The sequence below is a fragment of the Thioalkalivibrio sp. ALE25 genome (genome assembly GCF_000377285.1).
GTDB lineage: Bacteria > Pseudomonadota > Gammaproteobacteria > Ectothiorhodospirales > Ectothiorhodospiraceae > Thioalkalivibrio.
In genome coordinates, this window is the sequence record NZ_KB897926.1 from 80,647 (window position 1) to 103,117 (window position 22,471).

Genomic DNA, 22,471 nt, shown 5'->3' on the forward strand with positions numbered 1-22,471 from the left:
TTCGCGGCCCACCAGGAGATTGAACTTCTGGTCAGTCCCCCCGAGCTCCATGTCCGCCTTCAACGCCACGGAGTCGTAGCCCTGGATGAGGGGGTACAGGAACTCGTGGATCGCGATCGGCTGGTGTTCGGTGTAGCGCTTGTGGAAGTCGTCGCGCTCGAGCATGCGCGCCACGGTCTGGCGCGAGGCAAGCTGGACCATGCCTGCGGCGCCCAGCGGTTCCATCCAGGTGGAATTGAAGACGACCTCCGTACGCTCGGGATCGAGGATGCGGAACACCTGCTCGCGATAGGTCGCGGCATTGCGCTCGATATCCTCGCTGGACAGCGGCGGGCGAGTGGCGTTCTTGCCCGAGGGATCGCCAATGCGGCCGGTGAAATCGCCGATCAGGAACAGGATATGGTGCCCCAGATCCTGCAGCTGGCGCAGCTTGTTGATCAGCACCGTATGGCCCAGGTGCAGGTCCGGGGCGGTGGGGTCGAATCCCGCCTTGATCCGCAAGGGGCGGCCCGTCTTGAGACGCTCGACGAGATCGTCCTCGAGCAGGATTTCATCGGCGCCGCGACGAATCACGGCCAGCTGGTCTTCGAGTTCCATGTCGCCCCTTGTTCGAGATCGGAGAACCGGCCGGGCGGGCCGGACGCGCGCAAGGATACCGCGAGGCCCGGACAGACGCGAAACACGGCCGTGGTCCAGAATGGGTCCAACACGGCCTGAGGAACACGCGCATGACACAACGCTTTATCGGATTGATGTCCGGCACCAGCCGGGACGGCGTGGACGCCGTCCTCACCGAGATCCGCGAGGACGGGGCCGTCACCGTCGTGGATCACTGCCAGCTGGACTACCCCGACGACCTGGCCCTGGAACTGGCGACCGCCGCCACCAGCGAGGCCCTGCAATACCGGCACCTCGGGATGCTGGACGCACGTCTGGGGATGCTGTTCGCCCGCGCGGTCCAGACCCTGCTCGACCAGACCGGCCTGGCACCCGGCGGGATTCGCGCGATCGGCAGTCACGGACAGACCGTTCACCACGCCCCGGACGCCGAACCGCCCTTCACCTGGCAGATCGGAGATCCGTTCCGTATTGCGGAGGCCACAGGGATCGACACCGTGGCCCAGTTTCGCCCGCGCGACATCGCCGCCGGGGGCGAGGGTGCCCCGCTGGCCTGCGGCTTTCATGCGATGCAGTTCGGCGCACCGGACGAGACGCGCGCGGTGCTGAACCTCGGAGGCATCGCCAACGTCACCTGGCTGCCACCCGGGGCACCCGTGATCGGCTTCGACTGCGGACCCGCCAATACCCTGATGGACGACTGGAACCGGCGCCACCACTCGACCTCGTTCGACCGGGATGGTGACTGGGCACGCAGCGGAACACCCGACCCCGAGCTACTGGCCCGACTGCTGGAGGACCCGTTCTTCCGGCGCCCCCCGCCCAAGAGCACGGGACCCGAGTACTTTTCCCCCGCGTGGCTGCGCCATGTCGCGGGTGACCGCCTCGACCAGCTCCGGCCCGAGGACCTCCAGGCCACCCTGGCCGAACTGACGGTGGAAGGCGTACGCCGCGCCCTGACGCATCTGGATCCGCAGCCGCCCGCCCGCCTGCTGGTGTGTGGCGGCGGCGCGCACAACCGCTACCTGATGCAGCGCCTGGCGCAGGCTCTGCCCGATACCCGCGTGGAGTCCACCGAACGCCATGGCATCCCTCCGCAACAGGTGGAAGGCGCCGCATTTGCGTGGCTGGCGGCCCGCACCCTTGCGGGGGAGCCCGGCAACCTTCCCGAGGTAACCGGTGCACGTGGGCCGCGGGTACTCGGCTGCATCATCCCCGGCCACGCCCGCCCCACCGATCCCGCGGACCAGGGCCGGTAACAAAAAAGGCCCGATCCACCGGATCGGGCCTTCGCCTGAGTCGCTTGCGGTCGGCTTCAGACCGAGAAGCTGGAGCCGCAGCCGCAGGTCGTGGTGGCGTTCGGGTTGCGGATGACGAACTGCGCGCCCTCCAGGCCCTCGGTGTAGTCGATCTCGGCGCCGGCCAGATACTGGAAGCTCATCGGATCGATCAGCAGGGTCACCCCGCCATTCTCGACCACGGTGTCGCCATCACCCACGGTTTCGTCAAAGGTGAAGCCGTACTGGAAGCCGGAGCAACCGCCGCCGCTGACGAACACGCGCAGCTTCAGGTTGTCGTTGTTCTCTTCCTCGATCAGCCCCTTCACCTTGGTGGCCGCGGCATCGGTAAAGATCAGCGGGCTGGGGATTTCGATGTCCATCTCCGCTTCGGACGTCATGGGCTCGGACATTCGGGGCCTCCTGTAATAATCATTTTCATTCACGCTACGGAAGACTGAGCCCCAGAGTCAAGAATGCCCACCTTCCGTGGGATTGGTCAGGGCCTGGGTCTCGCCAGGCCCCTCCAGTTCACCCTGGAGCGGGTGATCCACCCGCTTGAGCAGGCCGTCGATCTGCGCGCCTTCCGCCATCTGCAGCATGGTGTAGTAGAGATTGCCCACCAGACGGGCCGTCTCGCCGAGTTCCACATGCTCGCCTACATGGACATCGCCCTGCACCTCTCCGTTCATCAGCAGGTGCGGGACCGCGATATGGCCCTCGATCACGCCCCCGTCCGCCACCACCAGAACGGCGGCCGGATCGGTGGTGGCCCGGATATCGCCGATCACGCGACCCTCGATGTGCAACCCGCCCCCGAACTCGACATCGCCATGGATCACCGTATTGCGCCCAACCAGCGTGTCCACCTTGCCCGCCCGGCGGCCCTTCTTGCGTCCCATCATTGCATGCCCTCCAGCAGGCGATCCCAGTCGGCCCGTTCGGAAACCGGATCCAGTTCCTCGTCATCTTCGGCGCTCGCGCGCAGCGTCAGGTGTCGCGGCTCGAAGCCCTCCGGCAGCCGGATCCGGACGCGCTGATGCCGCAGCAACCGCAGCTCTTCCAGCGTACGCCCGGAATCCAGCCCCAGCGCCTCGGCATCCAGGGTGCTCGGCTCTTCCGCGTCCGCCGCGAGGCCGTCCACCTCCAGCGACCAGCGCAGATCCACCGAGCGGCCCAGCCCCGGACGGTAAAGCTGAAAGCTGACATCGAACACACCGGACTGCCCGGTCGGCTGCAACCGGAGGGCCCGGATGCCCAGACCGTCCTCGCCCGAGCCTTCCGCGAGACGCTGATAAAACGCCAGTTCGTCGCGCAACGTCTGCAGTTCTTTCTCCTGGCGCTCGATGTCACCGGCATAGGCCGCCAGCTCGGCCTCCTTGATTGCCAGGTGCTGCTCGGCGCGGCGCAGCGCCTCCTCGGCGCTCTGGCGCGCGGCGACCTCCCGCTCCAGGTCCGCCCGCAGGGCGTCGATCCCTGCCTGCGGTTCCACACCCGCCGTCCCGTCGTGTCGCTCGCTGGCCAGCCAGCCCAGTCCCCCGGCAACCGCAGCCAGGACCAGCGCGATTGTCAGCAGGCCGGCCCACCACGTTCCGCGGCGCCGTCCGGACGCCCGCCGCCGAGCCGGGATCCGCGGCCGCCGGGGCAGACGCGGCACCGGAATACTCATGCGGCCAGACCCGGCATCAGGGGAAGACCGGCAGCGCGTCCAGGCCTGCGGTTTCCGGCTGGCCAAACATCAGGTTCATGTTCTGCACGGCCTGCCCGGCCGCGCCCTTCACCAGGTTGTCGATCACCGAAAGCACCATCAGTCGACCGGAATGCGGCGGCTGCGCCAGCGCCACCCGACAGACATTGGTGCCGCGCACACTGGAGGTCTGCGGATGGGCCCCGGGCGACAGCACGTCGACAAACGGCTCGTCGCGGTAGCGCTGCTCGAAACAGACCTGCCAGTCCGCATCCGCCGCCAGCGGGCGCAGATAGAGGGTCGCGTGAATCCCGCGCGTCATGGGCACCAGATGCGGCTGGAAGATCAGCCCCACGGACTGCCCGGCCACCCCGCTCAGCGTCTGATGGATCTCCGGCCAATGCCGGTGCCCGCCGCTGGCGTAGGCACGAAAGTCCTCCTGCACCTCGGCGAACAACCCGCCGATCTGCGCCTTGCGCCCAGCCCCGCTGACACCGCTCTTGGCATCCGCGATCACGTCCGCCGGATCGATCAGGCCGGCCTCCAGCAGGGGCAGCACCGCAAGCGTCACGGCCGTCGGATAACAGCCCGGCACCGCAATCAGGCGGGCATCGCGGATGAGCGCCCGGTTCAGCTCCGGCAGGCCGTACACGGCCTCGCCCAGATACTCGGGCGCGCCATGGGCCTGCCCGTACCACTGCGCCCACAGATCGGGATCGCGGATGCGGAAATCCGCCGACAGATCGATGATGCGCGTGCCCCGCTCCAGCAGGGGCGCGGCCAGCGCGTGGGCCACCCCGTGCGGGGTCGCGAAAAAGACCACGTCGCACTCGCCCAGGGTCGCCTCGTCCGGCGCCTGAAACACCGCGTCGACCGCGCCACGCAGGCTCGGGAACAGTTCGGCCACGGGCGTGCCCGCCTCGCCCCGCGAGGTCACCACCTGCAGATCGGCCGCCGGGTGCCGCGCCAGCAGGCGCAGCAATTCCACACCGGTATAGCCGGTGGCACCGACAACCCCGATGCGGATGGGTTTGCTGTTGGTTGCATTCGTCATGCTGCGGCATGATACCGCCTTGGCCGGGGCCACGGAACGCACGCCCGCCCTGCCAGTCCACATTTGCAGGCTATTCGATCAACGGATCACACCTCATGAGCAAAGTCAGGATCGACCGCAAGGCCATCTTCGGAGGCATCTTCATCATCGCGCTGGTCGCCATTGCCGCGACCATCTGGCTGACCGACGACGGCATGCGCCCGGCGCCCGCCTTCGCCGCCACCACACTGGATGGCGAACAGGTGTCGCTGGAGGACTACGAGGGACGGCCGGTGATGATCTCGTTCTGGGCCACCAACTGTCCCTCCTGCATTCGCGAGATCCCGGAACTGATCCACCTGCACGAGACCTACGCGGACAAGGGATTCGAGCTGCTCGCGGTCGCGCTGTCCTACGACCCGATCAACCGCGTGGAGGCCATGCGCGAGGATCGCGGGATGCCCTACAAGGTCATCCACGACAGCGACGATGCCTTTTCCCAGGCCTACGGCGGCGTACGCCTTACGCCGACCACCTTCCTGATCTCGCCGAATGGCCGCATCGTCTATCAGAAGCTGGGCGACCCGGACTTCGAACAGATCGAACGCCACCTGGAACGCTGGCTCTCGTAAGCCCGGCACCGCCCGACGAGAAGGACCTCCATGCAAGCGTACAACTGGTTCCTAAGCCTGCACGTGATCTTCATGGTCACCTGGTTCGCCGGGCTGTTCTATCTGCCCCGCCTGTTCGTCTATCACGCGATGACCGAGGACGCCCTGGGCCACGAGCGCTTCAAGATCATGGAGCGCAAGCTGTTCTACGGGATCATGACCCCCGGCGCCCTGATCACCATTGCCTTCGGCGTGGCCATGCTGGTGGATCGCTCGTTCTACCTGGCCGAGCCGTGGATGCACTTCAAGCTGACCCTGATCGCGATCCTGGTCGCCTATCACGTCTGGTGCGGCAAGATCGTGCGCGACTTCCGCGACGACCTGAACCGTCGCGATCACACCTGGTATCGCTGGTTCAACGAGGTGCCGGTCCCCATCCTGGTGGGCGCGGTGGTGTTGGTGATCAACCGCTCGATCCCCGACGCCCTGATCGCCATCGGGGTGGTGCTCGGGATCTTCCTGCTGAGCGCGCTGATCGCGCTGTGGCGGACCAGCCGCAACGGATAGCGGGCCCCCCGGACAACCGCGGGCGCCGGAACACGGACTCCCGGCGTCAGGTCTTGCCGGCGCGCACCAGGCCGCCCAACCCCGCCTGGACCAGGGCGTTATTGAGCAGCGAGCGGATCTGGTCGGCGTTCTCCAGCAGCCGGCATTGCGCCAGCAGCGCCTCGGCGCGGTCGGTGGAGAAGCTGCGGATCACCCATTTCACCCGCGGGATCGAGGAAACGCTGACGCTCAGGCTGTCGATCCCCATCCCCAGCAGCAGGATCACTGCGGCCGGGTCGGCCGCCATCTCCCCGCACACGCTGACCGGCTTGCCGGCCCGGTGGGAGCCCTCGGTGATCGTCTCCAGCGCGTGGATACAGGCCGGGTGCAGGGTGTCGTAGAGGTGCGCCACGCGGGCGTTGTTGCGATCCACCGCCAGCAGGTACTGGACCAGGTCATTGGTGCCCACCGAAAGAAAATCCACCCGCCGGGCGAGCATCTCCGACATGTAGACCGCCGCCGGCACCTCCACCATGACGCCGATCCGCGGCATCGGGATGCGGAAGCCCTCGTCCAGGAGTTCCTCACGCGCCCGGTTGAGCAGGCTCATCGAACCCTTCAGTTCATCCAGCGCCGAGATCATCGGGAACAGGATCTGCAGGTTGTCGTGTGACCGGCTCGCCTTGAGCATCGCCCGCAGCTGGGTCAGGAAGATCTCCGGGTGGTCCAGCGAGATGCGGATGCCGCGCCAGCCGAGGAACGGGTTGTCCTCCTTGACCGGGAAGTACGGCAGGGCCTTGTCGCCGCCGATATCCAGGGTCCGCAGGGTCACCGGCATGGGATCGAAGGAGGCGAGCACCTGCTCGTACAGCTGGACCTGCTCCTCCTCGCCGGGGAAGCGGTCGCGGATCATGAACGGGACCTCGGTGCGGTACAGCCCCACCCCCTCGGCCCCGGATTCCAGCGACGGCTTGATATCCGCCAGCAGCCCGGAATTCGCCAGCACCGGCACGGCGACCCCGTCCCGGGTCTCGGCCGCGTCCTTGGCCAGCGCACGCAGGTCCTCCGCCAGCTCGCGCTCCTCGCGCACCAGGCGCTCGAACTCCGCGCGCAACTCGGCGTTGGGGTTCACGAACAGCCGGCCGCGATAGCCGTCGACCAGGATCTCGCGCCCCTCCAGGCGGCCCACCGGGAGCTCGGACACCCCCATGACCGCCGGGATGTTCAGCGCGCGCGCGAGGATCGCGATATGCGAGGAACCGGTCCCCTTGGCCGAGACCATCGCCCCCAGCCGCTCGATCGGCACCTCCGCCAGGTGCGACGCGGTCAGGTCGTCCCCGACCAGGATGCCGCCCTCGGGAAACTCGTCCTGGCTGCGATCCGCCGGCAGCAGGTGCGACAGCACGCGCCGACCGAGGTCACGCACGTCGGCCGCGCGCTCACGCAGGTACGGGTCCTCCATGTCCTCGAACACCCGCACGCTCTCGCGCACCGTGTCGCGCAGCGCGGCGGGCGCCCACTGGCCGTTGCGGATGCGCGCCTCGGTCTTGTGCACCAGCGAGTCGGACCCCAGCAGCATCAGGTAGGCATCGAACAGCACCTGCTCGTCCGGCCCCAGGGCCTCGCCCATACGCTGCTTCAGGTCCTCGATCTCGGTGCGCGTCTCCGCGACCGCCTGCTTGAAGTGCTCCAGCTCGCCGTCCACCCCGGCACTCTCGCGATCCGGGATGGAATCGAGATCGGCCAGCCGGTAGGCCACCACGGCGCGCCCGATGGCTACGCCGGGCGAGCCGGCGATGCCGGTGGCCTCGACGTTCACATGACCGATCAGCGGGGTCTCGGAGGATATCTCGTCGTTGAACTCGGCGTAGGCGATCGCCCCGGCCAGCTGCGCGGCCAGGGTGATCAGGAAGGAGACGTGTTCGTCATCGAACTTGCGCGCCTGGTGCTGTTGCACCACCAGCACGCCCAGCAGGCTGCGCTGATGGATGATCGGCACGCCCAGGAACGCGAGGAAGTGCTCCTCGCCGGTCTCCGGGAAGTAGCGAAAGCGCGGGTGATCCTGGGCGCTGTCGAGGTTGACCGGCTCGGCGCGCGAGGCGACCAGACCGACCAGGCCTTCCGACGGGTCCATCTCGACCTGCCCCACCGATTCCGAACGCAGACCTTCCGAGGCCATCAGCACCAGGCGCCCGGACTGTGGCGACTTCAGGTAAATCGAGCAGACATCGATCTCCAGCGCCGCCTTCACCCGCGTGACGATGATGTGCAGTGCTTCGAAGAAATCGGCCGCACCATTGACCTCCTGCACCACGCGGCGCAGGACCTCGAGCATCGAGGGCTGCTTCGGGACCGTCAACGCGAGGACACCGACGGGCGGTTCAGCGAGGGTTCCGGGGTGCGGCTATCGGAACCGCGGGCGCGCCCCTGATCCAGCTCGGGGAACATCAGCGGCACCAGTTCGCACAGCGCCCGGCGGTAGACCTGGCGCTTGAAGTGCACGACCTCGCGCGCCGGGCGCCAGTAGTCGATCCAGCGCCAGTCATCGAATTCCGGGGTTTCCATCGCATCCAGCACCACGTCGTTCTCGTCTCCGACCATGCGCAACAGGAACCAGCGCTGCTTCTGGCCGATACAGACCGGGCGCTGATGACGCCGGACCATGCGCTCCGGCAGGCGATAGCGCAGCCAATGGCGGGTAGCGCCCAGCACCTCGACGTGCCGGGGGAACAGGCCGGTCTCCTCGCGCAACTCGCGGTACATCGCCTCTTCCGGCGTTTCTTCCGCGTGCACGCCCCCCTGGGGGAATTGCCAGGCCTCCTGACCGACCCGCTTGCCCCAGAACAGCTGTCTTTCCGCGTTGCACAGGATGATGCCTACGTTTGCGCGATACCCGTCACAATCAATCACTTGCATCAGCCAGACGCTTTTCTATTACTGGCATTGTTCCACAGCCGGCGCCCTGGCGGCAAAGCCCCTACCCGGCCTCCGGTGCCGGCCCGACGGGGGATGCGAGGCTGCAGGCTGCCACGCCCGCCGGTACACTTTCGCCCGACTCATGCCAACCCGAGAATCACCTCATGGCCCTGGCCCTGTTCGACCTCGACAACACCCTTCTTGCCGGCGACAGCGATCACGCCTGGAACCAGTTCCTGGCCGAGGTAGGCGCCGTGCACCCGACCTGCCACGCCGAGACCAATGACCGCTTCTACCAGGAGTATGTCGCGGGCGTGCTCGATATCCACGAGTTCTGCCGCTTCGCGTTCAGCCCGCTGGCCGAGCACCCGCGCGCGCAGCTGGAACAATGGCGCGAGCAGTTCCTCGAGACGCTGATCCGGCCGATGATCGCCCCCGGCGCCCAGCGTCTGCTGGACAAGCACCGCGAGGCCGGAGACGAGCTGGTCATCATCACCGCGACCAACCAGTTCGTGACCCAGCCGATTGCCGACCTCCTCGGCGTGGACCACCTGATCGCCACCCTGGCGGAGGAACGCGAAGACGGGGAGTTCACCGGCGAACTGACCGGCGTGCCCTGCTTTCAGGAGGGCAAGATCGAGCGCCTGCGCCAGCACCTCGCCGATCACCCGGACCCCGAGGGCACCATCACGCAGGCCAGCTTCTACAGCGACTCACGCAACGACATCCCCCTACTGGAGCAGGTCGGCCGCCCGGTGGCCGTGGATCCGGACCCCACCCTCGCGGAACATGCCCGCAACAAGGGCTGGCCGGTCATCTCGCTGCGCGACACCACGGCTTAAGGCGACACCCGAGCCACTGGCTCGGGTGAGTTGATTGCACCACGAAGCCCACGAAGGCACGAAGAAAGGCAAGGTCAAGGGCGTTTTCACCACGGAGGGCACAGAGATCACGGAGAAAGACAGGGGGGGGTTCGGGATGATTGTTCAGGATGACCCGTAGGCTGGAACCAAGCCATTCGGCGCCAGCAAGGCTTGCAACAAAAGGATTTTCTTCGAGCCTTCGTGCGCTTCGTGGTGCAACCGCCCTTGACCTTTACAGTGCTGACGCCGCCTGGCGCGCAGAGCGATCTGCGTTACTCAAAGACCGCCGCGATCTGCGCCAGGCGCTGGCCAGCCGGGGTATCCCCCTTGCCGGCGGCCACGACCGCATCGCGGTAGCCCGTCACCAGCTCCGGCACCACGGCTGTCACCTGCTTGCGGCGCAGACGCCCGGCGCCGGTGACCGGCCAGGTCGCGCGGAAGTCGCAGTTATCCAGCGCATCGCAGACCCACAGGCTCCACTCGTGCCGCGTCACGTCGATCTCGTGCTGGCGGATCACCAGGCGATAGACATGCTCGGCATTCATGTCCGCCATGCCCACCCCGGGACCCACGTGCTCCACCTGCAGCTCGGCGGCGATCCGGTTGATCTCCTGCTCCAGCGCGACCAGGGCCTGGTCGACCTCCGCATTCAGCGTACCGCCGGCCTTGGCGGCGGCGACCAGGGGACGGATGGACTCGACTTCGAACTCGTGGCTCATGCTGCGTACACTCCCGGGATTCGTAACAAGAACGCCCCGGGGGTGCCGGGGCGCGCGCAACCTTAGCACGGGAGCCCCCCTTCATGAATCATCCTCCGATCGCGCTGAGCATTGCCGGCTCCGACCCCGGCGGCGGTGCGGGTCTGCAGGCCGACCTGACCACCTTCACCCGCCTCGGCGTACACGGGGCCACGGCGGTGACCGCGATCACCGTGCAGGACACCCGCAACGTGGTGGATTTCACCGTGCTCCCGCCGGAGCAGCTGCGCGCCCAGATCGAGGTCACCCTCGCGGATCTCGAGGTCGCGGCGATCAAGATCGGCATGCTCGGCTCGGTGGAGAATGTCACCGTCGTCTCCGCACTGCTGGGCGCGCACCCGCATATCCCGGTAGTACTGGACCCGGTAATGGTCGCCGGCGGCGGCGGCGCGCTGGCGACCGAGGCGGTCGTCGACGCCACGCGCGAGGCCCTGCTGCCGCGGGCCACGCTGATCACCCCGAACGGCCCCGAAGCCGCCCGCCTGGCCCGCAGCGAGGACCCCGCGCAGTGGGGCCACCAGCTGCGCCAGCTGGGCGCGCGCAACGTGCTGGTCACCGGCGGGCACGAGGGCACCGAACAGGACCCGATCATCAACCGCCTCTACCGCGAGGACGACCACGTGCGCCCGTTCGAGCTGCCACGCCACCCGGCCGGCTTCCACGGCTCCGGCTGCACCCTGGCCGCGGCGATCGCCGCCTTCCTCGCCCGTGGCCGCGATATCGAGCCAGCCGTAATCGAGGCCCAGGCCTTCATGAACGATGCCATCGCCCGCGGCTACGCCCCCGGTCACGACCAGCACATCCCCAACCGCCTGTGCCCGCATGACGACTGACAGCCGAGCGCCCCTGCGCGGGCTTTACTTCATCACCCCCGCGGTACCGGAGAGCGCGGACCCGCGCGCGACCCACCTCGCCCGTGCCGCGGCCGCACTGCGCGGCGGCGCCAGCCTGATCCAGTTCCGCGACAAGCAGCTCGCGGGCGACGCGCGCGAGGCGATCGCCCGCGAGCTGGTCGCCCTCGCTCACACGCACGGTGCGCGCTGCATCATCAACGACGACACCAAGCTGGCCGCGCGCACCCAGGCCGACGGCGTGCATCTGGGCCGCGACGATCCGGACCCGACCGCGGCCCGCGCGCTTCTGGGACCAAACGCGATCATCGGGGTCTCCTGCTACAACGAACTGGCGCGCGCCGAAGCTGCCGCCCGGGCCGGTGCGAGCTATGTCGCCTTCGGCACCATGTTCGCCTCCCCGACCAAGCCAGAGGCCGCCTTCGCCGGGCCGGAGCTGATCCGCCAGGCGCGCGCGGCCCTGGACCTGCCGATCTGCGGCATCGGCGGCATCACCCCGGACAACGCGGGCGAGGTGGTCGCGGCCGGGGCGGATCTGGTCGCCGTGATCCAGGGCATCAGCGCCGCGCCTGACCCGGAGGCCGCCGCCCGGCGCATCAGCACACTGTTCGACTGACCACTTTGCACGCGCCCGCGGCCGTCGCTATGGTTGCCGGGCCTACCGAATTCCGAACTCAACGAAATACAGGACACCGTCATGCAGGAAACCGAGCGTCTGTTCGAGGCCGCCAAGCAGCACATCCCCGGGGGCGTGAACTCCCCGGTCCGCGCGTTCAAGGGCGTGGGCGGCACCCCGATCTTCATGGACCGCGCCAACGGCGCCTACATGTGGGACGCCGACGGCCAGCGCTATATCGACTACATCGGCTCCTGGGGCCCGATGGTCGCCGGCCACGCCCACCCCGAGGTGATCGAGGCGGTGCGCGAGGCCTGCAACAACGGCCTGTCCTTCGGCTGCCCGACCCGGCTGGAGAACGACATGGCCGCGAAGGTCTGCGAACTGGTGCCGTCGATGGACCTGGTACGCATGACCAACTCGGGCTCCGAGGCCACGATGAGCGCGATCCGGCTGGCGCGCGGCTACACCGGGCGCGACCGCATCGTGAAGTTCGAGGGCAACTACCACGGCCATGGCGACTCGCTGCTGGTGAAGGCCGGCTCCGGCGCCCTGACCCTCGGCCAGCCGAGCTCCCCCGGCGTGCCGAAGGAGCTGGCCGCCCTGACCAGCACCCTCACCTATAACGACGCCGACGGCGTGCGCGCCTTCTTTGCCGAGAAGGGCGACGAGGTCGCCTGCATCATCGTCGAGCCGATTGCGGGCAACATGAACTGCATCCCGCCGGAACCGGGCTTCCTGGAAGCCCTGCGCGAGGTCTGCGACCAGCACGGGGCGGTGCTGATCTTCGACGAGGTGATGACCGGCTTCCGCGTCTCGAAGAACTGTGCACAGGGCTATCTTGGCGTCACCCCGGACCTGACCACGCTGGGCAAGATCATCGGCGGCGGCATGCCGGTGGGGGCCTTCGGCGGCAAGCGCGCGATCATGGAACACCTCTCGCCGCTGGGCCCGGTCTACCAGGCCGGCACCCTGTCCGGGAACCCGATCGCGATGACCGCCGGGCTCAAGACCCTGGAGATCCTGTCCCGTCCGGGCTTCCACGACGAACTGGAGCAGCGCACGAAGAAGGTCGTCGCGGGCTTCGAGGACGCCGCGCGCGAGGCCGGGGTCGCCCTGACCACCAACCAGGTGCCGGGCATGTTCGGCCTGTTTTTCTCGGACCAGAAGGTCACCGACTTCGCCGGGGCCACCGCCTGCGACACCGCCGCCTTCGGCCGCTTCTTCCACGCGATGCTGGGCGAGGGCATCTACCTGGCCCCCAGTGCCTTCGAGGCCGGCTTCATGTCCAACGCCCACTCGGACGCGGACCTCGACGCCACCATCGAGGCCGCCCGCAAGTGCTTCAAGGCGCTCTGAGCGCGCTTTCTCCCCCCTGAACAGTGGGCCGGCAACCCCAGCGGCTTGCCGGCCCACTGTGTCCTGACTCACGACCCGGCACCACGCACGAATGATCGACACGCTCATCCAGTCACCGTTGGCGCTGGGGCTGCTATTTGTGCTTCTGGGGCTGGTCGCCGGTATCCCGGCCGGGATGTTCGGCATCGGCGGCGGGCTGATCCTGGTGCCGGTATTTGTCGCCATCTTCAGCCTGTTGGCCTTCGACTCGGCCAGCCTGGTGCAGCTCGCGGTCGGCTCCTCGCTGGGCGCGATCATCCACACCGCGATCCTCTCCGCCCGCGCCCACCACCGCCGCGGCGGAGTAGACGGCACGGCCGTGCGGCGCCTGCTGCCGGGGATCATCGTCGGGGCCCTGCTCGGGGCCTGGCTGGCAACGCGCATCGACTCCGACCACCTGGGGCGCATCTTCGGTGCCTTCGAGGTCGCGATCGGGATCTGGATGCTGCTGAACGTTCAGCCGCCGAAGGCGCCCGTGCCGAGGCGCAGCGTCTGGCTGGGCGGCGGCACCGTGATCGGGGCCGTCTCCTCGCTGATCGGCATCGGCGGCGGCACGCTGACCACGCCGTTCCTGGTCAGCCAGGGGCTGGAACTGCGCCGGGCGATCGGCTCGGCCGCAGCCCTCGGCGTGCCGATCTCCATCGGCGCGAGCCTGGTGTTCGCCCTGCCGCAGTGGACCGATCCAACCTACCAGGCGCCCGAGTGGGCACTGGGCTATCTCTATCTGCCGGCCATCCTCGGCGTGGTGATCGGGACCGCCATCAGCGTACGCGCAGGCGTCTGGCTGACCCACCACCTCCCGGTGGCCATCCTCCGCCGCGGCTTCGCCGGCGTGCTGATCCTCGCCGGCATCCTGATGCTCCTGCGCTAGCCCCCACGGGTCAGCGCTCCCCTGTGCGTGAACGGCCGGTTGCGCCATGGCGGTGGCAGCGACTGTTTCGCCATTCGGTGTTTACGGCGCCTTCGGTCCACCGCCTGCCTGATGGTGGCTGGCCCTGGTTTAGCATCGGGTGTTTACGGTGGCTCCGGTCCACATACTGCCCGGCGCTGACTCGCCAGCGCGCCCCGAGGTCCTTTCTTTCTTGCCCAATAAAGGACCCAAAGAAGGGCACCCGGATTTCGCCCGGGAACCTTGCTCCAGGGTCCTCGGGCCGGCGGCGCTGAACTCGCTACGCTGCGCTTCGCTCAGACATCCAGCGCCTTCTCCCGGCCCGAGAACCCTCCGCAAGGGGCTCCATACGGGGGAGGAAGGTCAAGACAGAAGGCACTCCGACCCCACGGCACAACAACGGCCTAGCCGTCCGACAGCCCCCCGGCGCCCGCTCGCGGGCGCGGCACGCAACGGCCGAGGGCCGAGCGTGCCCAGGATGTCGGAAGACCTAGCCTTAATCCACTGGCAAGACCATCGGGACGGCCGTTGTCTTGACCTTAAGCCCCCCGTTGTCGTCGCGCCGAGTGGAGAGGGTTTTCGCGGGGAAAAAGGCGCTGGATGTCTGAGCGGAGCCGAAGGCGTAGCGAGTTCAGCGCCGCCCGCGAAAATCCTCGGAGCGAGGGAAACCCCGGCCCGCGCAGCGGGCCGGGGTCGCGGCAGTCGGGCGTGTTTCTTGGTGACTTCTTTGCACGAGCAAAGAAGTCACTCGGGGCGCGCTGGCGAGTCAGCGCTCGGCAGTATGTGGACCGAAGCCACCGTAAACACTGGATGCCGAACCAGGACCAGCCACAGCCAGACGGCGGGGGAAGCCCCAAAGTCAGGCGATAAGATGGGTGGCGAGAGCAAACCACAGCGGCAGGGTGATCAGCGACAGCGCCGTCGTCAGCGTCACCGCCGCCGCATAGAGCCCGGTATCCAGCCGGAACCGATCACAGAACACCAGCCCCAGCACCATCGCCGGCATCGCCGCCTCCAGTACCGACCCGACACCGGGCACCCCCTCGAGCCCCGTCCACAACACCAGCCCGAGGGCAGAGACGGGAGCCAGGACCAGCTGGACCACGGCCACCACCGCCAGCGGCCGGGCATCGTGCCCGCGAAAGCGGTTGAACACCAGCGCCAGCCCCAGCGAGAACAGCATCAAGGGCGCCACACTGTCGGCCAGAAACCCGAGAAAGACATCCAGCCAGTCGACCAGCGGGACACCGGCAAGATTCAGCACCACGCCGACCACCGCCGCCCAGATGGACGGCACCGCCGCCAGGGCCCGGAGCGGGCTGCCGCCCCCGTACAGGCGCACGGCCTCGGGATCCCCGTAGCGCCGCGCCAGCAGCACCCCCAGGGTCAGTACCAGCGGAAGACAGGCGAACAGGTCGTACTGGATCGCCACCGCGCGCCCAGGGTCGCCAAACAGGCTGTCGAGTACCGGCAGGCCCAGATAGGTCGCGTTGGGCCAGGCCGCCGCCAGCAGCATCGCGCCAATGGCAGCCCGTTCGGCCATGCACACGCGGCAGGCCAGCAACGTGACCCCGACCATCGCCAGGACCGTAAGGCCCGCCACCAGCGCGATCCGCAGGGAGTCGAGGCCCAGCGGCGCGACCCACAGCACCTGCAGGACCAGCGCCGGCAGCAGCAGGTAGTACACCAGGGTGGTCAGGACCCGGCGGGTGTTGTCGGCGTCCAGGCCGCCGGGCTGCAGTGCGCGCCATACCACGCCGGCGACGATCAGCGCCCCCATCTGGGTCATCACGCTCAGCATGACGGGCCGGCATCCTGGGGAGAGGAGGGCATGGTGAAGGCATCCTTTCGCGCCTGGAGGCGGGGTCGGGGCGGTCAGCGCCCATTCTACGGCGCCGGCACACGCCCCACACGAAAAAACCCGGCGGGGCGGGCACCCGGCCGGGTTCGGTCCTGCGGGCCAGGGCCCGCTGGAGACAGTCGTCCGGGGCGGTTTACGCGCCGCCGGCCTGCTGCTGTTCCTGCTGCTGGCGCTCGACGTCGGCGCGCACCTGTTCCATGTCCAGCTCGCGGACCTTGCCCAGAACCTCGTCCAGCTGGCCGGCGGAGAGCACGCCCGGCTGCGAGAACACGATGATCTGCTCGCGGAAGATCATCAGGGTCGGGATGGAACGGATCTGGAAGGCGCCGGCGATGCCCTGCTCCTCGTCGGTGTTCACCTTGGCGAAGACCACATCGGAATGCTTGCCGGAGGCCTCTTCGAAGGTCGGGGCGAACTGCTGGCACGGGCCGCACCACGGGGCCCAGAAGTCCAGGATGACGATGTCATTCCCGGTGATGGTGGATTCGAAATTGTCCTGCGTGAGTTCCTGAACGGCCATGGAAGAGGCTCCGGTTAAGAATTTGATCCGAAACCTTAACAGCCCCGCCGCCGGGTTTCAGGATTTCGACGCTGCGAGCATGGCCGCTCGCAGCCGCTCCAGGCGTTCGATGGGGTCGTCGGCCTCCAGCAACTGCTGCTTGATCTCGAGATCGATCGGCAGCAGCTCGGTCAGGCGGGCGGCCACCCAGGTCGAGTCGTCAAAGCGCCGTTCCAGGTGGGACCAGGGTGTCCCCAGCTGGTCCAGCAGGCGCTCCAGCAGGTCCGCCAGCGAGGCATAATCGACCGGGAGGCTCACCTCGGGGTATTCCGGCAGCGACTCCACCTCGCCCAGCCACAGGCCGTCGTCGGCGCGGCGGGGGTTGTGGATCACGCGGCGACCCTCGCCCTTCACCAGGATGCCCAGCAGGCCATCCGGCCGCTGATCCCAGTCCACGATGGCCGCCTCTGTCCCTACGCCGTAGAAACCCGCGGAGGGATCGGTCTCGGCCGGGAGCGCCCCGGATTCCGGGGCGGGCTCCGTCGCGACGATCACGAAGCGGCCATCGTCGCGCAGGCAGCGGCGCACCATGTCGAGATAGCGGGTCTCGAAGATGCGCAGCGGCAGCAACCCCTCGGGGAACAGCACCGTGTTCAGCGGAAACAGCGGCAGCGTGGTCATGCATCCTCTCCCGGCGGCGTTGCCGCACCCCAGCGCGGCACCAGGGCATGTTCGACAGCAAGATGATCCAGCACACGGGCCACCATGAAGTCGATCAGGTCGTCGATGGACTGGGGGCGGTGATAGAAGGCCGGGTTGGCCGGCATCACCACCGCGCCCATGCGCGCCAGACGCAGCATGTTTTCCAGATGGATCTCGGAGAACGGGGTCTCGCGCACCACCAGCAGCAGCCGGCGCCGCTCCTTGAGGACCACGTCGGCGGCGCGCTCGATCAGGCCGCGCGAGGCCCCGGTCGCGATCGCCGATACGGTCGCCGTAGTACAGGGGCAGACCACCATCGCCTCCGGGACGGCGGAGCCGCTGGCCACCGGTGCGGTCCACTGCTCGGCCCCGTAGCAGTGGATCTGGTCCGGGGCCGCGCCGTAGAGTTCGGTGAAGTAGCGCGCGATCTCCACCGGACGGCCCGGCACGTCCAGGTCCGTCTCCAGACCGAGGACGACCTGGGCCGGCTTCGACAGCATCAGATGCACCTGAACCCCGGACTCCACCAGACACTGCAGCAGGCGCAGGCCATAGGGGGCCCCGGAGGCACCGGTCAGGGCCAGAGAGATGCTGCGCGGGCGTTCACTCATGCGGGCGTTCCCTGCAGGGCTTCGATCAGGCGCAGGTGCAGCCCGTCGAAGCCTCCGTTGCTCATGATGACCAGCGTATCGCCGGCGCGCGCCGTGGCAAGAATCCCCTGCAGCAGGGACTCGATATCGCGCGCCACGGACAGCCGCTCGCCGAGTTGCCGCTGCAGCCCCTCGGTGGACCAGTCGATCTCCGGGGCATGGTACAGGTGCACCGCATCCGCCTTTTCCAGCGCGGTGCCCAGGGCCTCCGCGTGCACCCCCATGCGCATGGTATTGGAGCGCGGCTCGAGGATCGCCACCAGGCGCCCACCCGGGGCCACCTGTCCGCGCAGCCCCTCAAGGGTCAGGCGGATCGCGGTGGGGTGATGGGCGAAGTCGTCGATCACCCGGATGCCGTCGATCTCGGCGCGGACTTCCTGGCGCCGCCGCACCCCCCGAAACTCCGGAAGCGCTTCAATCCCGGCGGCCAGGGGCACACCGGCATGGCGCGCCGCGCCCAGGGCGGCCAGGGCATTGGCCAGGTTGTGCCGGCCGCTCATGGACCAGGCGACCCGCCCGATCACGGCGCCATCCGCCAGCACCTCGAACTCCGAGGCATCGGCCTTCAGCGGGCGCGCGGCCAGCGCGGCGGACACCCCCGAATCGGGATGGGTGCTCAGGTACTCCACCGGGGTCCAGCAGCCCATCTCCAGCACCCGTTCCAGCGCGGCATCGCCGGCCGGCAGCAGGATGCGCCCCTGGCCCGGCACGGTGCGCACCAGATGATGGAACTGCCGCTCGATCGCGGCCAGATCCGGATAGATGTCGGCGTGATCGAATTCGAGATTGTTCAGCACCAGGGTCCGCGGGCGGTAGTGGACGAACTTGGCTCGCTTGTCGAAGAAGGCGCTGTCGTATTCGTCCGCCTCGATCACGAAGAACGGCGCATCCCCCGGGCGCGCGCTGACCCCGAAATTGCCCGGCACCCCGCCGATCAGGAAACCCGGGGCCATGCCGGCGTATTCCAGAATCCAGGCCAGCAGGCTGGCGGTGGTCGTCTTGCCGTGGGTACCGGCCACCGCCAGCACCCAGCGGTCGCGCAGCAGGTGCTCGGCCAGCCACTGCGGCCCCGAGGTATAGTCCAGCCCGCGCTCCAGCAGCGCCTCGACCACGGGCATGCCCCGCCGCATCACATTGCCGACCACCACCGGGCCGCGGTCGGGCAGCGTGTCCGGATCATGGCCCTCGTGCCAGGTGATCCCCGCCTGCGCCAGCTGGTCACTCATGGGCGGATACAGCTTCTGGTCGGAGCCGGTGACGGTGTAGCCACGGGCCCGGGCGAGCTGGGCCAGCCCGCCCATGAAGGTCCCGCCGATGCCCAGGATGTGCAGGTGCCCGGCGCTCACTGGAACAGCCCGATCGCGGTCTGGGTGAGCACACTGGAGATCACGATGTAGCCCAGCGCAATGAGCATACCCACCAGTCGCATGCCCAGCCCGAGCGCCTGCTGCAGGATGTGGCCGAACACCAGCAGCAGCCAGGCGAAGAGCACCAGCATCCCGAGCACGACGCCGGTGGCCACGTCCTCGGGTTCGCGCGCCGGATCGGGGCCGCCTGCCAGCAGCATCAGCAGCGCCATCAACAGCCCCAGCACCGCGCCCGTGCCTGCCATGGCGGTGAAGGTCTGGCGCCAGCGGTCCGGCACCCCGCGCAGACTGAGCACGATGACGACAAAGGCGTACAGGACCACCAGGTCCATCACGTTCAGCGCCAGCGCCTGGCCGAAGCCGTACAGCGGGATGCCGATCACCATCCCGGCGATCAGCGCGATGCCGACCCAGAAGATCAGGGTGCCGTTATCCGCCGGCAGGTCCTGCGGTCCGCTGTGCAGGCGCAGGATGTTCAGCATCGGAGTCAGACCGTTCAACGCCCCTGCTCCTCGGCCTCCATGGCCTCCAGCGCCTCGAGCTCTTCCAGCTCGTCCAGCATCGCATCGGCCTCCTCATCGCCCATACCGCCGCGCACCAGGAAGTCGCGGCGCTGCAGGTAGCCCTGGCGCATCGCGATATAGGGGTCATCGGACAACTGCGCCAGCATGCGCTCGGTGGAGATCAGACCGGCGCGCATGTCGACCACGTCCAGCGCGATCAGGCCGATCCACCACCCCGTGTGATCGTCGCGCAGGTTAGTGTGATAGAGCGGGCTGGTGTAGCCATCCACCAGCCGCGCCGGGGCATCCCGCGCCGTGCTCGGTCCGAGGAAGGGCAGTTGCAGGTAGGGGCCACGGGCCACGCCCCAGGCGCCCAGAGTCTGGCCGAAGTCCTCGTTGTTCTTGTCCAGCCCCATTGGCGACGCCACGTCGATCAGTCCGAACAGCCCGAAGGTCGTGTTGAACATGATGCGCCCAGTGTCCGACGCGGCATTCTCCAGGTTGCCCTGCAACAGGTTGTTGAACAGGACCGTGAAGTCGTTGAGATTGGAAAAGAAGTTGCCAACCCCGGTCTGTACCGGTTGCGGAAGACGCCGGTACTGTACCGCCGCGGGCCGCAGCAGGGACTCGTCGAAGTCCTGGTTGAACTCGAACACGGCGCGGTTGTAGGACTCCCAGGGATCATCCGGGTGACGGTCCTCGCTGGGCACCGTGGCGCAGCCGGTCAGGCCAAGAAGCATCAGGGCCAGCAGGCCCAGTCGCAAGCGGGAGACAATGGACATGTAATTCCTTTCTTTCGAACCGGCGCCGCACCGGTGTCGCAGGGACCGCGCCGGCACGAAGCCGTTCCGCGCAGGCCGGGACCGGATCGCCCTCAGGATCCGGCAATCGGATGGATATCCGCCTTGCGCGCGAGCCCGACCTGGCCGCGACCCTGGTCCTTGGCGTGGTAGCAGGCCCGGTCGGCGGCGACGAACGCCTCGTCCACGCCGGGGATATCGGGCCCCAGCTCGACTACGCCCACCGATGCGCCAATGGTGACGTCACGTGCTTCGACCTGCAACGGCCGGTCGCCGAGGGCCGAACAGATGCGCTGACCAAGAATACGCCCATACTCGGCGTTGGTGTCACGGGCAATGATCGCAAATTCGTCACCCCCGATCCGGGCCACGGCATCATGGCCGCGGGTCAACTGGCGCAGGACATGGGCCACCTGACGCAGCAGGTCGTCGCCCACGCGGTGTCCATGACGGTCGTTGACCTCCTTGAAGTAGTCGAGGTCCACCAGCAACAGGCTGGCCACCGCGCGATTCTCGCGGGCCGCGTGCATCGCGATCTCCAGTTCACGCTCGAAGGCGCGCCGGTTCAGCAGGCCGGTCAGGCCATCGTGGCTGGCCTCGTGCACCAGGCGGTCGACCAGCCGGCGCTCCTCGGACACGTCCGTCAGCACCAGCAAGGTACGGACCGAACTGCCGGCGACCGGATCCAGGGCCGTGCGGGCGATGCGCACGATCAGTTCATGCCCGTCGCGCCGGACCAGGCGCGCATCCGAGCGTTCTCCCAGGGCCTGGTCGAGCCGTTCGCCCCGGGCATTGTCCGGTAACAGCGGGCGGCCCGTCCCGAGCTCGCGCAGGTCGAGGAGCTGGTCCAGCGAGCAGCCCAGGACCTGATCGCGGGTCAGTCCGGCCAGATCCCGGGCCGCCGGGTTCACGTAGGAGATGCCACCATGCGCATCGAGGGTGATCACCGCATCGGGGATCGCGTCCATGCTGCGTTCCAGGTTGTGCCCGGAGCGCCGCACCCGGGCATGGACCCGGGACACATACAGCAGTGCCAGCAGCGCAACCGCCGCCAGCACCGACACCAGCCACAGGAGATGGCCGCGCAGCCAGGCCAGGACATCAAACGGCTGCGGGGCGTACAGACCCACCCCTAGTTCGTACATCAGGCCGTGCACGTCCTCGTAGGAACGCGGCGCGGCCCAGCCCCCGATACCGGCCGCCCGACTGGCCGGGTGCCCCTCGTCCAGCGAGAGGCTCGCCAGCAGGATCGCGTGGGCGAGCCCGGCGTCCAGGTCACCGCGCATGGCCAGCGGCCACTCGGGATACAGCCGAGTGCTGGCGCGGTAGGTAAACGAGGGAAAGGCGCGTTCGCCGACCACACGGACCTGGTCCACCCGCGGATCCCCGCGGGCTGCGAGATCTTCCAGGATGCCGGTGCGAAAGGTCGCGGCATCGACCTCGCCCTGCAGCACCCAGTCGAGCCCGCGACCGACCGGGAAGCCGGTGAACACCAGCGCCGCCAGGTCGCTTTCGACATCCAGACCGGCCGCCTGCAGCTCGCGCCAGGTCATCCACCAGCCCCCGAAGGCATCGGGGTGCACGGCCGACAGTCGCTGCCCCCGCAGGTCGTCCAGCTCTACCAGGTCCTCACGATCGGCCCGCGTGATCACCACCGCGCCGAAACGATCCTCGTCACGGCCGACCTGGCGCGGCTGCATGGTAGCGATGCGGGAGATGCCGTGCTGCTGCTCCAGCATCACGTAGGAGCCGCTGTTGGTCAGAACCAGGTCAAAGCGACCTTCCGCTACCGCCGCCTGCAGCCCATCGTTGTCCACGGGTTCAAGTTCGAAGGACGCGCCGTCCACCTGCTCCGACAGGTACTCGGCGAACGGGGTCCAGCGGCTGCGCGCGACCTCGTCCCCGCGGTGCGCGAGGATCCCCAGCACCAGCCGCTGTTCGGCGGGGGCGTCGGCGTCGCCCGCTCCCGCGGCCGGCAGCGCACCGGGCATCCACCACCCGAGCAGCACAAGAAGCAGCAGACCCG

The 22,471-nt window shown here is 68.3% G+C and carries 24 protein-coding genes (1 of these 24 cut by a window edge); 8 read left to right on the plus strand and 16 right to left on the minus strand.

Translation table 11 applies throughout. The features are described 5' to 3' along the window. Nucleotides 1-597, minus strand: the beginning of a protein-coding gene (tyrS, locus tag C996_RS0102080) for a tyrosine--tRNA ligase (protein WP_018865813.1). Its footprint begins 618 nt before the window's first position; the window shows 597 of its 1,215 coding nt (coding positions 1-597); the start codon lies at nucleotides 595-597; its stop codon lies off the left edge, out of view. A 131-nt stretch (nucleotides 598-728) separates the two neighbouring features. On the opposite strand from tyrS, the gene C996_RS0102085 reads away from it, so the two are divergent. Continuing rightward, the gene (locus C996_RS0102085) at nucleotides 729-1,877 is read left to right on the plus strand and encodes an anhydro-N-acetylmuramic acid kinase (RefSeq protein WP_018865814.1); all 1,149 of its coding nucleotides are present in this window, start codon (nucleotides 729-731) and stop codon (nucleotides 1,875-1,877) included. 56 nt (nucleotides 1,878-1,933) lie between these two features. Here C996_RS0102085 and erpA read toward each other — a convergent pair whose 3' ends face one another. From erpA to argC, 4 genes are read right to left on the minus strand one after another with little or no spacing between them, the layout of a single operon-like run. Beyond that, nucleotides 1,934-2,308: an iron-sulfur cluster insertion protein ErpA gene (gene erpA, locus C996_RS0102090; protein ID WP_018865815.1), complete on the minus strand. Its 375-nt coding sequence runs from the start codon at nucleotides 2,306-2,308 to the stop codon at nucleotides 1,934-1,936. 57 nt (nucleotides 2,309-2,365) lie between these two features. Further along, on the minus strand, nucleotides 2,366-2,800 hold the full coding sequence (locus C996_RS0102095; protein ID WP_018865816.1) for a polymer-forming cytoskeletal protein: 435 nt from the start codon (nucleotides 2,798-2,800) through the stop codon (nucleotides 2,366-2,368). After that, nucleotides 2,797-3,552, minus strand: a complete 756-nt coding sequence (locus C996_RS0102100; RefSeq protein WP_018865817.1) for a DUF6776 family protein — start codon at nucleotides 3,550-3,552, stop codon at nucleotides 2,797-2,799. Before C996_RS0102100 ends, C996_RS0102095 begins: the two co-directional genes overlap by 4 nt. Nucleotides 3,553-3,580: 28 nt before the next feature. Further along, nucleotides 3,581-4,636 carry an N-acetyl-gamma-glutamyl-phosphate reductase gene (gene argC, locus C996_RS0102105; RefSeq protein ID WP_018865818.1) on the minus strand — a complete coding sequence of 352 codons (1,056 nt, stop codon included), beginning with the start codon at nucleotides 4,634-4,636 and terminating at the stop codon, nucleotides 3,581-3,583. A gap of 95 nt (nucleotides 4,637-4,731) precedes the next feature. Here argC and C996_RS0102110 point away from each other — a divergent pair, with 95 nt between their 5' ends. Together C996_RS0102110 and C996_RS0102115 are read left to right on the plus strand one after the other, a co-directional pair. Continuing rightward, on the plus strand, nucleotides 4,732-5,247 hold the full coding sequence (locus C996_RS0102110; RefSeq protein WP_018865819.1) for a peroxiredoxin: 516 nt from the start codon (nucleotides 4,732-4,734) through the stop codon (nucleotides 5,245-5,247). A 30-nt stretch (nucleotides 5,248-5,277) separates the two neighbouring features. Next, nucleotides 5,278-5,793 (plus strand): CopD family protein, encoded by a 516-nt coding sequence (locus tag C996_RS0102115; protein ID WP_018865820.1) that lies wholly within the window; start codon nucleotides 5,278-5,280, stop codon nucleotides 5,791-5,793. Between the two features lie 46 nt (nucleotides 5,794-5,839). Here the strand turns inward: C996_RS0102115 and ptsP are convergent, their stop codons facing one another. Both ptsP and C996_RS0102125 read right to left on the minus strand, forming a co-directional pair. Next, nucleotides 5,840-8,107 (minus strand): phosphoenolpyruvate--protein phosphotransferase, encoded by a 2,268-nt coding sequence (gene ptsP / locus C996_RS0102120; protein ID WP_018865821.1) that lies wholly within the window; start codon nucleotides 8,105-8,107, stop codon nucleotides 5,840-5,842. A 20-nt stretch (nucleotides 8,108-8,127) separates the two neighbouring features. Further along, nucleotides 8,128-8,688, minus strand: coding sequence for an RNA pyrophosphohydrolase (locus C996_RS0102125; RefSeq protein ID WP_018865822.1), 561 nt, complete (start codon nucleotides 8,686-8,688; stop codon nucleotides 8,128-8,130). Between the two features lie 164 nt (nucleotides 8,689-8,852). Between C996_RS0102125 and C996_RS0102130 the strand changes: the two genes are divergently transcribed. Then, a complete protein-coding gene (locus C996_RS0102130) occupies nucleotides 8,853-9,530 on the plus strand; it encodes an HAD family phosphatase (protein WP_018865823.1) in 678 nt (225 codons plus the stop codon). Between the two features lie 293 nt (nucleotides 9,531-9,823). Here the strand turns inward: C996_RS0102130 and C996_RS0102140 are convergent, their stop codons facing one another. Further along, nucleotides 9,824-10,270, minus strand: a complete 447-nt coding sequence (locus tag C996_RS0102140; RefSeq protein WP_018865825.1) for a hypothetical protein — start codon at nucleotides 10,268-10,270, stop codon at nucleotides 9,824-9,826. A gap of 83 nt (nucleotides 10,271-10,353) precedes the next feature. Between C996_RS0102140 and thiD the strand changes: the two genes are divergently transcribed. From thiD to C996_RS0102160, 4 genes are all read left to right on the plus strand, one after another. Next, entirely contained in the window at nucleotides 10,354-11,142 is a 789-nt protein-coding gene (thiD, locus tag C996_RS0102145; protein ID WP_018865826.1) for a bifunctional hydroxymethylpyrimidine kinase/phosphomethylpyrimidine kinase, read from the plus strand. Next, the gene (thiE, locus tag C996_RS0102150; protein WP_018865827.1) at nucleotides 11,132-11,776 is read left to right on the plus strand and encodes a thiamine phosphate synthase; all 645 of its coding nucleotides are present in this window, start codon (nucleotides 11,132-11,134) and stop codon (nucleotides 11,774-11,776) included. Before thiD ends, thiE begins: the two co-directional genes overlap by 11 nt. 81 nt (nucleotides 11,777-11,857) lie before the next feature. Continuing rightward, the gene (gene hemL / locus C996_RS0102155; RefSeq protein ID WP_018865828.1) at nucleotides 11,858-13,135 is read left to right on the plus strand and encodes a glutamate-1-semialdehyde 2,1-aminomutase; all 1,278 of its coding nucleotides are present in this window, start codon (nucleotides 11,858-11,860) and stop codon (nucleotides 13,133-13,135) included. A 91-nt stretch (nucleotides 13,136-13,226) separates the two neighbouring features. Continuing rightward, on the plus strand, nucleotides 13,227-14,045 hold the full coding sequence (locus tag C996_RS0102160; protein WP_018865829.1) for a sulfite exporter TauE/SafE family protein: 819 nt from the start codon (nucleotides 13,227-13,229) through the stop codon (nucleotides 14,043-14,045). 877 nt (nucleotides 14,046-14,922) lie between these two features. On the opposite strand, the gene C996_RS0102165 is transcribed toward C996_RS0102160, so the two are convergent. The 8 genes from C996_RS0102165 to C996_RS0102200 form a co-directional block, all read right to left on the minus strand. Next, entirely contained in the window at nucleotides 14,923-15,864 is a 942-nt protein-coding gene (locus tag C996_RS0102165) for an AEC family transporter (RefSeq protein WP_018865830.1), read from the minus strand. A 193-nt stretch (nucleotides 15,865-16,057) separates the two neighbouring features. Next, nucleotides 16,058-16,444 (minus strand): thioredoxin, encoded by a 387-nt coding sequence (trxA, locus tag C996_RS0102170; protein ID WP_018865831.1) that lies wholly within the window; start codon nucleotides 16,442-16,444, stop codon nucleotides 16,058-16,060. Between the two features lie 57 nt (nucleotides 16,445-16,501). Then, a complete protein-coding gene (locus tag C996_RS0102175) occupies nucleotides 16,502-17,104 on the minus strand; it encodes an LON peptidase substrate-binding domain-containing protein (RefSeq protein ID WP_018865832.1) in 603 nt (200 codons plus the stop codon). Beyond that, nucleotides 17,101-17,736: a flavin prenyltransferase UbiX gene (locus C996_RS0102180; RefSeq protein ID WP_018865833.1), complete on the minus strand. Its 636-nt coding sequence runs from the start codon at nucleotides 17,734-17,736 to the stop codon at nucleotides 17,101-17,103. Before C996_RS0102180 ends, C996_RS0102175 begins: the two co-directional genes overlap by 4 nt. Then, nucleotides 17,733-19,121, minus strand: a complete 1,389-nt coding sequence (gene mpl, locus C996_RS0102185) for a UDP-N-acetylmuramate:L-alanyl-gamma-D-glutamyl-meso-diaminopimelate ligase (protein ID WP_018865834.1) — start codon at nucleotides 19,119-19,121, stop codon at nucleotides 17,733-17,735. Before mpl ends, C996_RS0102180 begins: the two co-directional genes overlap by 4 nt. After that, a complete protein-coding gene (locus C996_RS0102190; RefSeq protein ID WP_026279165.1) occupies nucleotides 19,118-19,642 on the minus strand; it encodes a hypothetical protein in 525 nt (174 codons plus the stop codon). The genes mpl and C996_RS0102190 overlap by 4 nt, the downstream gene beginning before the upstream one ends. After that, nucleotides 19,639-20,427 carry a VacJ family lipoprotein gene (locus tag C996_RS0102195; protein WP_018865836.1) on the minus strand — a complete coding sequence of 263 codons (789 nt, stop codon included), beginning with the start codon at nucleotides 20,425-20,427 and terminating at the stop codon, nucleotides 19,639-19,641. Before C996_RS0102195 ends, C996_RS0102190 begins: the two co-directional genes overlap by 4 nt. A gap of 92 nt (nucleotides 20,428-20,519) precedes the next feature. Continuing rightward, entirely contained in the window at nucleotides 20,520-22,436 is a 1,917-nt protein-coding gene (locus tag C996_RS0102200; protein WP_018865837.1) for a diguanylate cyclase, read from the minus strand. Between the last annotated feature and the right edge of the window lie 35 nt (nucleotides 22,437-22,471).